8 protein-coding genes are annotated in these 12,431 nt (G+C 64.5%); 7 read left to right on the top strand and 1 reads right to left on the bottom strand.

All coding sequences use genetic code 11. The features are described from left to right. Positions 1-6: 6 nt before the first annotated feature. A complete protein-coding gene (locus tag C41B8_RS15025) occupies positions 7-1,731 on the bottom strand; it encodes a sugar phosphorylase (RefSeq protein ID WP_037339995.1) in 1,725 nt (574 codons plus the stop codon). A gap of 536 nt (positions 1,732-2,267) precedes the next feature. On the opposite strand from C41B8_RS15025, the gene C41B8_RS15020 reads away from it, so the two are divergent. The 7 genes from C41B8_RS15020 to C41B8_RS14990 all read left to right on the top strand — a co-directional run bounded on the left by C41B8_RS15020 (position 2,268) and on the right by C41B8_RS14990 (position 11,982). Next, positions 2,268-3,641, top strand: a complete 1,374-nt coding sequence (locus C41B8_RS15020; protein ID WP_037339993.1) for a DUF945 family protein — start codon at positions 2,268-2,270, stop codon at positions 3,639-3,641. A 305-nt stretch (positions 3,642-3,946) separates the two neighbouring features. Further along, complete coding sequence (gene mnmG, locus C41B8_RS15015; RefSeq protein ID WP_415752841.1) at positions 3,947-5,860, top strand: tRNA uridine-5-carboxymethylaminomethyl(34) synthesis enzyme MnmG; 1,914 nt, start codon at positions 3,947-3,949, stop codon at positions 5,858-5,860. Between the two features lie 112 nt (positions 5,861-5,972). Beyond that, positions 5,973-7,631, top strand: coding sequence for a peptide ABC transporter substrate-binding protein (locus C41B8_RS15010; protein ID WP_051883620.1), 1,659 nt, complete (start codon positions 5,973-5,975; stop codon positions 7,629-7,631). Between the two features lie 50 nt (positions 7,632-7,681). Further along, positions 7,682-8,596: an ABC transporter permease subunit gene (locus tag C41B8_RS15005; RefSeq protein ID WP_037339988.1), complete on the top strand. Its 915-nt coding sequence runs from the start codon at positions 7,682-7,684 to the stop codon at positions 8,594-8,596. Continuing rightward, a complete protein-coding gene (locus C41B8_RS15000) occupies positions 8,596-9,486 on the top strand; it encodes an ABC transporter permease subunit (protein ID WP_037339985.1) in 891 nt (296 codons plus the stop codon). Before C41B8_RS15005 ends, C41B8_RS15000 begins: the two co-directional genes overlap by 1 nt. 8 nt (positions 9,487-9,494) lie before the next feature. Continuing rightward, positions 9,495-10,298, top strand: a complete 804-nt coding sequence (locus C41B8_RS14995; RefSeq protein WP_051883619.1) for an ABC transporter ATP-binding protein — start codon at positions 9,495-9,497, stop codon at positions 10,296-10,298. A 235-nt stretch (positions 10,299-10,533) separates the two neighbouring features. After that, positions 10,534-11,982 (top strand): phospholipase D-like domain-containing protein, encoded by a 1,449-nt coding sequence (locus C41B8_RS14990; protein ID WP_051883618.1) that lies wholly within the window; start codon positions 10,534-10,536, stop codon positions 11,980-11,982. Positions 11,983-12,431 lie beyond the last annotated feature (449 nt).

Raw genomic sequence — 12,431 nt, 5'->3', positions numbered from 1 at the left:
CGGCGTTCAGTCGCTGATCCAGGCGATTTCATAAGGCGCCAGAGAGATCGTGCGCTGGGCGCCGCTGATCTGGGTGCCGGCCGTTACGTTGCGGCGTACACGCGCTTCCGGAAGCATGTGGCCCGGCACTTTCACCGGTTTGTCGGTGACGTTGTGCAGGGCGAGGAGGGTCTGATCGCGCGTGGTGCGCTGCACGGCGAACAAAGACGGGCCCAGGTCGACGATCGACTGGGCCGCGTCGGGGTGGAACGCGGGCTGGCGAGCGCGGACTACCAGCAGCCGCTTGAGGCGCGCCAGCACGCGGGCATGCGGCGAATCGATGCTGAGCTGATAGTTGATCTCGCCGAGATCGTAGCGGCGCCGGTTGATGGAGCGGCTGTGGCCGGAGGCCTCGACGCCTTCCAGATCGTTGTGGGTGCCGACCAGGCTGTGGAAATACAGCGCCGGTATGCCGGCCAGCGCCATGGCGATCGCCTGGCTGACGACGAATCGATCGATATGGGTCGTGCTGTCGCGTTCCGCGGGCGCGCCGAGCAGGTCGTAGTAGGTGATGTTGAGTTCGTAGGGCCGCGTGCTGCCATCCGACATGGCGCGGGTCGAGACGAAGCCGCCGCGTTCGCGCGTGGTCTCGACCAGGACATCGCGCTCGGCGTCGGACAGGATGGTTTCCACCGAGCGCAGGCCGATGCCGTCGTGACTGGCGGTGAAATTGAGAAAATGACACCCGGGCGGCAGCGGCGGCAGGCTCGAGGCCCATTCCGTCAGGCGCGTGGCCTCGCCGGTGAGCAGGGTATAAGCGGCCAGCGGCGGCAGCACGAACTGATAGGCGACGTGGGCTTCATCGCCATCGGTGAGATAGGAAATATTCTCGGCGTGCGGGACGTTGGTTTCGGTGATCAGCTGCAGCCCCGGCGCGTAATACTCGAGGACCGCGCGGAAGAACTTGATCACCCGATGGGTCTGCCACAGATGGATGCAGGGGGTGCCGACCTCCTTCCACAGGAAGGCCACGGCGTCGAGGCGCAGCAGGCGTGCGCCGCGGGCGACATATTCGAAGATGATGTCGACGAATTCGTTCAGTACCTGTGGATTGGCGAAGTCGAGGTCTATCTGGTCGTCCGAGAAAGTCGCCCAGAGATGTTTCGTCCCCCGGGCCGTGACCACCTCGGCCAGCAGCGGGGTCGCCCGCGGCCGGACCACCGAGCGCAGGTCCGCGCTCGGGTCCACTTCGATGAAGTAATCGCGGCCCGGGTCGGCATCGGCGAGGTAGTGGGCGAACCAAACGCCCTTGCGCGAAGCATGGTTGAGCACGAGATCGAACATCAGCGGCTTGTCCTCGGCGAGCGCGGCAATGTCGCCCCAGTCGCCGAATTCGGGATTGACCTCGCGATAGTTCATCACCGAAAAGCCTTCGTCCGAACTGTGCGGAAAGAACGGCAGGATATGCACGGCGGTGATGGCATCGCCGATGTTCTGGGCAATGAAATCGCGCAGCGTGGCCAGGGGCGCTTCGCCCGGTCGCTGGACGATGTCGGGGTAGGTGATCATCAGGTTCAACGATTGATCGACCACCAGGCCGGTGTCGCGCGGCAGGCCGTGGCGGCGGGCCGATTCGGTCATCGCCTCGATGCAGTCGCGAGCGGCGCCGTCGCCGTAGAGCGGCGCGAGCCATTCGATGAAGAGTTCCCGTTTGGCTTCATCGGGCGTGGCGCCTCGGACACGGTCGGTCATGGCATCAACCTGTTCTGAACTCGAGCATGCGGGTGGTGCGTGGCCAAGGGGCGATGCTCCAGTTTGGTGCAAGGGTGTGAAGGTGCGGGTCTACGCTCAATAGAACCAAAATACATACCAGACCGGCCGGCTCGGTTCACCGGGCGCCGCAGTCCACGCCGTCCTATTGGAATAGGCTCCAGGGACTGTTGCCGTTTCGTGCGCGTCCGCGCCAAGTGCTGTTTTGCGGCAAGACGAGGCGTAGCGAACGCGGCGTAGTGGGCCTACGCGAGAGAGCTATAACGCTGTATTGCCGCAAAACAGCGCTTGTCCCGAAGGGTTGGGCCGCAAATCGCGCCCTTCGGCGTTGCGAGTCTGGGTCGTGGCACGCCACGACGCGGCGACTCGCGCCTTGCCGGACACGATTTGCGGTCTCCAACGCGGCGCGCGCACGAAACGGCAACAGTCCCTAATATGAAGGTCATGATCAACGGCAGCTCACGGCTGGGACAGCGACAGGCGGCGCACGCGGGTGTGGCCGCAGGCGGAGGCTGGGTATGCGGTTGTTGATCAAGACGCTGCTCTGGGGCGCGGCGGTGCTGGCGCTGCTCGGTGTGGGGGCCCCCTACGGCGTGGGCTGGCTGCTGGCCGGGCGTTTCGACCACGCTGTGGCCCATCTCGCGGTGCCGGGTTATCTTCAGGTCGTACGGCGCGATTTCCATCGCGGCTGGTTCGTCTCGCATGCGACCGTCGTGCTACGGCCGATCGGGCCGTTGTGCCACACGAAACCGTGCCCGGTGATGACGCTCCACAGCCGCATCGATCACGGCCCGTTGGCCTGGGGCGCCGAGCCGGTGTCGCTGGTGCCGGTATGGGCCGTGGTGAAGACCCGGGCCGATTTGACCTCGCTCTGGCCGCGCTATGTCTTTTCGCCAGCGCCCGGCCCGTTGACGATCACGTCGCGTATTCGCTGGGACAGCCGGGGGCAGGCGAACCTCTCGCTCGCCGGGGCCACGTTCGACGTCGCCCGCCAGAAGCCGGTGGCCCACGTCGAGACCGCGACCGTCTCGGGTGATCTGGAATCCGGCATCATGGGGCGTCGTATCGAGGGGCTCGACCTGGATTGGCCATCGTTTTCGCTGGTTCGCCAATCCGCCGGCCATCTGGGCTGGCGCCACGTGCATTTTCAGGCCCGCCCCGCCGCCAATGGCGACCTGGCCAACCGTCAATTGAGTGCCGATTCGGTCACTCTGGATGACGGCCGGGGGCAGGCCACCCGATTCACCGGGTTGAAGCTGACGACTCGACGCCCGTCGCCGGATACGACCGCGGTGTCGTTGCGTATCGACAAGCTGGTGCTGCCGGATAACACCCAGGGCACGTTGATTGTCGATGGCCGGCAGCATGGCATGCGCGCACTCGCATGGGCGACGCTGCCCAGCCGCTGGACTCAGCTCGGCGGCTGGTCGGGCGGCGCCTTGAACGCGCCCGAGCTGTATCGCGATGTGGTGCCCGCTCTGTTCCCGCCGGGCTCGCGGCTCCGGATCGGCCGGTTCGAGCTGGCGACCCGTGACGGGGCGATCCGTGCTCAGGCGCGTATTCATACGCCGAAGGATTTCAAACCACCGACGGGCGCGGTGGGGCTGTTGTCGCAGCTGGATGCGCAGCTGCAATTATCGTTCCCGCGGCCGGTGCTGCGGCGTCTGATTCAGCGTACGCTCGGGCCAGCCGAGCGTGCCCGGCCCGGGCCCGCGATCGATGCGCGCCTTGAGACGCTGACGGCCCGCGATCTGATCGCGCCGGTCGACGACGGCAAGCGATATCGCCTGCATCTGGTGTTGCACGGCGGGCAGATGACGATCAACGGCCGCAACCGGGCGCAATGGCGGTCATTGGTCGAGCAGCTGCAGGCTGCGGCCCAGGGGCTTTGATGGGGCGTCGCGCTACCCGGCGAGTACGGGCCGGATAATCGTTGTATTTGGGCGTAAACCACCCGCGGAATGCGGAAAGAATATTGAACGATACGCCAGCGAGCGCCGCGCCTATCGGCCGGTTCAGAGCGGATGGCTGAAAATCGGACCGATTCGTCTCGGGGTCTTGAACGAGGCGTTATAATCTCGCGTCTTATGAACCCCGGCGACGATTCGCCGACCGTCTTTGAGACGGTAGTGCAGCGCGCCATCGCGCCTGCCGACCCATACGAACAACAGGCCCGTAACGGGCACGTATTGCCATGATTCAGAGCCAGACTCAGTTCGACGTCATCGTGGTCGGCGGCGGCCACGCCGGCACCGAGGCCGCGACCGCAGCGGCCCGGGCCGGATCGCGCACGCTGCTGCTGACCGACAACATCGAAACCATCGGGCAAATGTCCTGCAATCCCGCCATCGGCGGCATCGGCAAGGGGCATCTCGTACGCGAAATCGATGCGCTCGGTGGGGTGATGGCGCGCGCGGCCGACCGTGGCGGCATTCAGTTCCGGCGGCTCAATGCGCGCAAGGGCCCGGCCGTGCGCGCCACGCGGGCCCAAGCCGATCGCGCCTTGTACAAGGCCGCGGTCCGCGAAATAGTCGAAAACCAGCCGAACCTGCATCTGTTCCAGCAGTCGGTGGCCGACCTGATCGTGAACAACGGACACGTGGCCGGCGTGATGACGGCCATGGGACTGGCGTTCCACGCGCCGACGGTGGTGTTGACGGTGGGCACCTTCCTCGGCGGCACGATCCACGTGGGCGAGAAGCGCTTCGGCGGCGGCCGGGCCGGCGATGCGCCCTCCAATGCACTGGCCGAGCGTCTGCGGGCGCTGGACCTGCCGGTCGGCCGGCTCAAGACCGGTACGCCGCCGCGTATCGATGCCAAGTCGATCGATTATTCGCGGCTGGCCGAACAGCCGGGCGACGATCCGGCGCCGGTGTTTTCGTTCATGGGCACCCGCGCCGAGCATCCGCGCCAGATTCCCTGCCACATCACTTATACCAACGAGCGCACGCACGCGATCATCCGCGAGCGGCTGCACGAGTCGGCGATCTATTCCGGGGCGATCGATTCCAACGGGCCGCGTTATTGCCCGTCGATCGAGGACAAGATCGTGCGCTTTGCCGACAAGGCTTCGCACCAGATCTTCATCGAGCCCGAGGGGCTGACGGCGGCCGAGGTCTACCCCAACGGGATTTCGACCAGTCTGTCGTTCGAGACCCAGCTCGCGCTGGTGCGCACCATCGAGGGCTTCGAGAACGCCCACATCACGCGCCCGGGCTATGCCATCGAATACGACTACTTCGATCCACGCGCCCTGAACCACAGCCTGGAAACCAAAGCGATTGGCGGACTGTATTTCGCCGGCCAGATCAATGGCACCACCGGCTACGAGGAAGCCGCCGCGCAGGGGCTGCTGGCCGGTATCAACGCGGCCCGCGCGGCTGCTGGCCACCCCGCGTGGTGGCCGGGCCGGCACGAAGCCTATATCGGCGTGCTGGTGGATGATCTGATCACCCGCGGCACGATCGAGCCGTATCGCATGTTCACCTCCAGAGCCGAGCATCGGCTGTTGTTGCGCGAAGACAACGCCGATGAGCGGCTGACGCCGGTCGGGCGCGATCTCGGCGTGGTCGACGATGCCCGCTGGTCGGCGTTCACCGCCAAGCGCGAGGCGATCGTCGCCGAGCAGTCGCGGCTCGCCGCCATCACGATCAAGCCGCACGACCTCGGCGAGGACCAGGGGGCGGCGCTACTCGGCAGTGCATTGAAGGAAGCCACGCCCGCGGCCGATCTGCTCAAGCGCCCCGGGATCGGGCATGCCGATCTGGCCGGGCTGGCGATGATCGGGCCGGCGAACACCGGCGCGTTGTCGGCCGAGGCCTCGGCGGCCGTGGGCGAGCAGGTCGAGATTCAGGCCAAGTACGCCGGCTATATCGCGCGCCAGGCCGAGGAAATCGAGCGCGCCGCGGCGCACGAGGCCACGCCATTGCCGGCCGACATCGATTACGCCGCGGTCACCGGCTTGTCCAACGAACTGACCGGCAAGCTGTCCGAGGTGCGTCCGGCGACCATCGGTCAGGCCGCGCGGATTCCGGGCATGACGCCGGCTGCCATTTCGTTGTTGCTGGTACACCTCAAGAAATCCGGCGCGAAACTTGCTAAGAGCGCGTAGTCCGTATTGCGGTGCATGACTGGACGAAGCCTAGCCCCTTCGTCGAGGTCGCGGCCCGCCGTCGTTTGTTTGGTATAGGCTGCCCGGTGTCCGGAGCCTGATGAGGGGTGCTATGCGTCGACTTCGCATTATCAGCGTTGCGCTGCTGGTCTGTATCGGGCTAGTGGGTTGCGGCAGCGGCGAAGATCATAAATTCCCCAATCGCATCAGCCCCGATATCGGTCCTGACGGCACCAAGACCCTGCGCAAGGGCAATGGTGCCGAGCCGCAGACGCTGGACCCGGCCCAGGCCTCGGGGGTACCGGCAGCCAACGTGCTCTACGACATGTACGAGGGGCTGGTTACCTATTCGCGGACCGGTGACGTCATTCCCGGCGTCGCCAAATCCTGGGACGTCAGCGACGACGGCAAGACCTATATCTTCCATCTGCGCCACGATGCGCGCTGGTCCAATGGCAAGCCGGTGACCGCCCAGGATTTCGTGTTCAGCCTGCGGCGGGCGGTCGCGCCGGCCACGGCTTCACCGTATGCCGATATCCATTCGCCGATCGTGAATGCCTCGGCGATCACGTCCGGCAAGAAGGATCCGAGCACACTGGGCGTGACGGCCATCGATGCGCATACACTCAAGATCCAGCTGCACGACCGCACGCCGTTCTTTCTACAGACGCTGGCGCATCCGAGCAGTTATCCGGTGTATCCGCCAGCGGTGAAGCAATGGGGTAACCAATTTACCCAGCCGGCCCATGCCGTGAGCGACGGCGCGTACGTACTCAAGAGTTGGCAGGTCAACAACAAGATCGTGCTCACGCGCAATCGCTATTATCGGGATAACAAGGACACGAAGATCGATCGGGTCGTCTACTCCCCGATCGGCGACAGCAATTCAGAGCTGTCGCGCTACCAGTCGGGCGCGCTGGATTTCACCTACAGCGCGCCGAGCTCCAAGCTCGAGGCGATCCACAAGCACATCCCGAAGCAGATGCATGCGGTGCCCGGTCTGGGGCTGTATTACTTCGGCTTCAACGTCACGCGACCGCCGTTCAAGGACAATCCGAAACTGCGCATGGCGCTGTCCATGGCGCTGGATCGACGCATCATCGTCCAGAAGATCCTGCGCGGCGGACAGCCGCCGGGATTTTCGTACATCCCGGGCGACATGCACGGTTACGACAGCGTGACCTATCCGTGGACGAACTGGCCGGACAAGAAGCGCGAGGCCATGGCGCGCAAGCTCTATCACGAGGCCGGCTATTCCAAGGATCATCCGCTCAAGGTCAAGCTGTTGTATCCGTCCAGCGAGTCGAACAAGCAGATCGCGATCGTGGCGTCGGCCATGTGGCGGCGGGTGCTGGGGGCCGACGTCATTCCCTGGAACCAGGAATGGAAGGTCTATCTGTCGACCGTGCACCGACATATCGATACGACGCTGTTCTTTGCCGGCTGGATTGGCGATTACCAGGATCCGAATACCTTCCTGTCGATCCTGAATTCGCATTCCGGCAACAACGAGCCGGGCTGGGACAACGCCGAGTACGACCGGCTGCAGTCCGCCTCCGAGCACATGCCGAACGGGCCGCAGCGCACTGCCGTGATGCACAAGGCCGAGGCATTGATTCTCAAGCAGAATCCGGTGGTGCCGCTGTGGTTCGTCACGAATCACCACCTGATCAAGCCCTATGTGAAGGGTTTCGTCGGCAATCCGCTGGATGTGTATCTCACCCGCTATCTGAATATCGTGCCGGCCGGGCAGAAGGGTGGCGGCTCATGATGCGTCGCCTGATTCTTTCGCCCAACCGTCTGTTTCAGGGAGCGTTGTAGATGCTGGCCTATACGATCAAGCGTCTGCTGGGCGCGATTCCGACGTTGTTCATCCTGCTCACGCTGTCGTTCATCCTGGTGCATGCCGCGCCCGGCAGCCCGTTCTCTATGGCGCGCGAGATGCCGCCCGAGGTCAAGGCGAATCTGGAGGCGAAATATCATCTGGATGAGCCGATCTACGAGCAGTACGGTCGCTATCTACTCAACATCGCCCACTTCGATTTCGGCCCGTCGTACCAGTACAAGGACACGACGGTGAACGACCTGATCGCCGAGGGCTTTCCGGTCTCGCTGACGATCGGCGGCTTTGCGCTGCTGCTCGCGCTCGTCCTCGGCGTGCCGCTCGGTATGCTGGCGGCGGTGCGCCAGAACCGGATCACCGATTATCTGTGCTCGGCGATCGCGCTGGGCGGTATTTCGATGCCGAGCTTCGTGATCGCGCCGCTGCTCATCCTCTGGGCCGCGGTCTACAACGATTGGCTGCCGGCCGGCGGCGTCGATAGTTGGCAGAGCTATATCCTGCCGGTGATCACCCTGGCGGCGATGTTCACGGCTTACATCCTGCGCATCATGCGGGCCTCGACGATCGAGGTGCTGCGCTCGAATTTCGTACGTACCGCCCGCGCCAAGGGGCTGTCGACCGCACGGGTATACGGCGTGCACATCCTGCCGGCGGCGATTCTGCCGGTGGTGTCCTATCTTGGGCCGGCGGCCGCGGCGATTCTGACCGGCTCGGTGGTCATCGAGGAAATTTTCGGCATGCCCGGCATTGGCCGGTTCTTCGTCAACGGGGCGCTCAATCGCGACTACACGCTCGTGCTCGGCATCACGCTGTTCTACGGGCTGATCGTGATCGCCTTCAACCTGGTGGTCGATTTGATCTATGGCTGGCTCGATCCGCGGGTGACCTACTGATGGCGAAATCGACCCAGCAGGAAGCCATGGAAAAGGCGGTTAAAGGCAACAGCCTGGGCCGCGATGCCATGCGCCGGCTCGCGGCCAACAAGGCGGCGATCGCCTCGATCGCGGTGCTCGGGCTGGTCGTGCTCATGGTGATCGTGGGCCCGTGGCTCACCCCGAACAACTATTACAGCCAGGACTACGATGCGATCTGGCAGGCGCCAACACTGGCGCACGGCCATATCTTCGGCACCGACAGCGTCGGCCGGGATCTGTTCGTGCGGACCATGGTCGGCGGCCGGATCTCGTTGATGGTCGGCATCGTCACGGCCTTCGTCAGCCTGCTGATCGGCGTGGCCTATGGCGCTACGGCCGGCTTTATCGGCGGCCGGATCGACGGGTTCATGATGCGCACCGTGGATATTCTCTACGCGCTGCCGTTCATGTTCCTGGTGATTCTCATGGTCGTGTTCTTCGGCCAGAGCCTGTTTCTGATGTTCCTCGCCATCGGCGCGGTCAGTTGGCTCGACATGGCCCGTATTGTTCGCGGCCAGACGCTGACCATCAAGCAGCAACCCTACGTCGAGGCGGCACGCATGGCCGGGGCCTCGGGCACCGCGATCATCGTGCGCCATATCGTGCCCAATCTGCTGGGGCTGATCGTCGTCTACGTCACGCTTACGATTCCCCAGGTGATCCTGTTCGAATCGTTCCTGAGCTTCCTCGGCCTCGGCGTGCAGGAACCGATGACGTCCTGGGGCGCGTTGATCAACGACGGCGTGGGCGAAATGGGACGTGCGCCGTGGCTGTTGGTCATTCCGTCGATCTTCCTGGCCGTGACGCTGTTCTGTTTCAACTTCATCGGCGACGGGCTGCGTGATGCCCTCGATCCGAACGACCGGTAGGGGCGATCATGCTGCTTGACGTCCAGAACCTGAAGATCGATTTCGAGACCCATGCCGGCCGGGTCGACGCGGTCCACGATCTGTCGTTCTCCATCGATCGCGGCGAAGCTGTGGGCATTGTCGGCGAATCCGGCTCGGGCAAGAGCCAGAGCGTGCTCGCGCTGATGGGCCTATTGGCGGGCAACGCCCGCGTGTCCGGCTCGGCGAAACTGGCATCGGCCCAAGCCGGCGAGCCTTCGATCGAGCTCGTCGGCGCGAAACCTCGCGTGTTGCGCCGGGTGCGCGGGGCGCGCATCGCCATGATCTTTCAGGACCCGATGACTGCGCTCAATCCGCACTTGAAGATCTCCACACAGATGATCGAGCTGCTGCGAACGCATCGCGGCATGGGCCGACGCGAGGCAATGAAGGCGGCCATCGAGATGATGGAGGCCGTGCGTATTCCCGAGGCCGCACGCCGGATCAAGTACTACCCGCATCAGTTCTCGGGCGGCATGCGTCAGCGCGTGATGATCGCCATGGCCCTGTCCTGCGAGCCGGAGCTGCTGATTGCCGACGAGCCGACCACCGCGCTCGACGTGACCGTGCAGGATGAGATTCTCGACGTGATCGCCGAGCTGCGCGAGCGCACCAACACGGCGCTATTGCTGATCACCCATGACCTTGGCGTGGTGGCCGGCCAGTGCAGCCGGGCGCTGGTCATGCGCGCTGGCGATCTGGTCGAACACGGCTCGATCGATAAGGTGTTCAACGCGCCCGAGGCCGAGTATACCCGCGACTTGCTGGCCGCGATTCCGCGCCTCGAAGGCTGAGTCTCGGCGCTCGCGGTCATGCTATCGGCGGCGCAATCCGTCTATCGGGAGCGGCATCGCGCCCCGTCGTTGCTTGCCCCCGGGCTTCGACGGATGCATGTGCGGCATGGACCCCCTAAGATCGACGCCAGCAGCCGCGGTCAGGCGTGGCGAGGTCACGGACACGGGTAACGGGCATGACGAGCCGGCAATCCACAGGGACGCATAGAGCCGGCGGTTCGCGGGGGCGAACACGATGATGTCGGCCGAAGCGGTGCTCGGCCTTATCGAATTCTGGTTGCCCATCGCAATCGTGGCCGGCAGCGCCATTGCGGCGGCCGTGCATGCCCTGCTCACGCGCGAGACGCCGAGCAGCGCCTTTGGCTGGATCGGTATTTCTCTGCTGTTCCCGCCGCTCGGCCCGTTGCTGTACTACATGTTCGGCGTCAATCGTGTGCGTATCCGGGCCCGGCGGCTGGATCGGGCCTCGCGCCACGGTCTGGGCGCGCATCGCACCGGGGCTGACGCGGAGCTCTGCGACTATCGTGCCTTCATCGGTCATCGACGGCTGGGATTGGCCGCCGCCGGGGATCGGCTATCGGCCTGGCCGGTGGTGGCGGGTAATCGCGTGGACGTGCTCAACAACGGCGACAAGGCCTATCCGCCGATGGTCGAGGCGATCGAGGCAGCCACCGAATTCGTTTATCTGACCACCTACATCTTCGAAACCAATCGGGTTGGGCAACGCTTCATTGCCGCGCTGTCCCGTGCGGCGGACCGCGGCGTGGATGTCCGCGTGCTGATCGACGGCGTGGGCGAGTGGTATGCATGGCCGGGCAAGCGTCCGGTCGGCGAGCTCGAGGCGGCCGGCGTGACGGTAGCGCGTTTTCTGCCGCCTCGGCTTTGGCCGCCGGCGTTACGGCTCAATCTGCGTAACCATCGCAAGATTCTGGTCACCGACGGTGGGATCGCCTTTACCGGTGGCATGAACATCGGCGATCGGCATTTCGTCTCCGCCAACTCGGGCGTGGCGGATATGCATTTCCGGTTGGCCGGGCCGATCGTGCGCCAGATTGAAGCCGTGTTTCTCTCCGACTGGGCGTTTGCTACCGGCCAGCAGAGTGCGATCAGCGCGCGCGAACTGCCGGCACTCGGGCATGCGGCCTGTCGCACGATCGAGAACGGCCCGACCCACGACATCGAACGCCTGAGCACGCTCCTGGTGACCGCGGTGTCGAGCGCCTACGAACGTATTCTCATCGTCACGCCGTACTTCCTGCCCGGCCCGGCGCTGGTGGGGGCGCTACAGGCCGCGGCGCTGCGCGGTGTCGAGGTGTCGATCGTCCTGCCCGAGAGCAACAATCTGCCGCCGGTAGCCTGGGCGGCGCGTCATGATCTCGGGGAACTGGTCACGCGCGGCGTCAACGTGTACTTCCAGCCGCGGCCGTTCGCGCATACCAAGCTGTTCATCATCGACCACGACTATGCCCTGATCGGCTCGCCGAACATCGACCCGCGCAGCCTGCGTCTGAACTTCGAGCTGGCCGTGGAGCTGTTCCACGTCGAGACCGTATCCACGCTCGCCGCGTACGTTGTGAGCACCATCGGCCGCAGCCAACCTTATACCCGCGAAGACTTTGCGGCTCGTAGCCTGCCGACGCGCCTGCGCGACTCGTTCTTCTGGCTGTTCTCGCCGTATCTTTAGATCAGCGCCGTCGGATTTCCGGCTCGCTCATCGGATTCGGCCGACAGGCTGTGTTGGCGTTTTTAGTCCGCTAATGAACGCCAAAGGCGCAAATGGCTTCGGGGCGCCGTGCTGACGCCTTGAGGCATTGATCCGCAGATTTCGCAGATGACACAGATGCGGTTAGGTTTCGGGGCATGCGTTTGGTCATGGCGCGGAGGGCTTTATGTGCTTCGTTCCCGAATGCATCATTCAAGCCACAAGCTGTGTTCGACTCAGCGCAGGGTAGCGCCTCGAATCCGCTACATCGCGAAAGCACAACTGCATCGGCGTCGATCTGCGGACTGTTGTCTTCGCGGAACGCAGCCCGAGCGTTCAACGGTGACCGGCGTCCGATGTAGGTCGGGTTAGACACCATGGATTGACCTGCCCGTCCTCAAGCTCGTGGGTTACGTTGAGGACGGGATCGT

Source organism: Salinisphaera hydrothermalis C41B8, assembly GCF_000732535.1.
GTDB classification, from domain to species: Bacteria; Pseudomonadota; Gammaproteobacteria; order Nevskiales; family Salinisphaeraceae; genus Salinisphaera; species Salinisphaera hydrothermalis.
This window is presented reverse-complemented; position numbering and strand designations above follow the sequence as displayed.

Coding starts and splice junctions, on each gene's coding strand:
- C41B8_RS15020 (WP_037339993.1), top strand. CDS start 2,268: ATGCGGTTGTTGATCAAGACGCTGCTCTGGGGCGCGGCGGTGCTGGCG.
- C41B8_RS14990 (WP_051883618.1), top strand. CDS start 10,534: ATGATGTCGGCCGAAGCGGTGCTCGGCCTTATCGAATTCTGGTTGCCC.
- C41B8_RS15000 (WP_037339985.1), top strand. CDS start 8,596: ATGGCGAAATCGACCCAGCAGGAAGCCATGGAAAAGGCGGTTAAAGGC.
- C41B8_RS15025 (WP_037339995.1), bottom strand. CDS start 1,731: ATGACCGACCGTGTCCGAGGCGCCACGCCCGATGAAGCCAAACGGGAA.
- C41B8_RS15010 (WP_051883620.1), top strand. CDS start 5,973: ATGCGTCGACTTCGCATTATCAGCGTTGCGCTGCTGGTCTGTATCGGG.
- C41B8_RS15005 (WP_037339988.1), top strand. CDS start 7,682: ATGCTGGCCTATACGATCAAGCGTCTGCTGGGCGCGATTCCGACGTTG.
- C41B8_RS14995 (WP_051883619.1), top strand. CDS start 9,495: ATGCTGCTTGACGTCCAGAACCTGAAGATCGATTTCGAGACCCATGCC.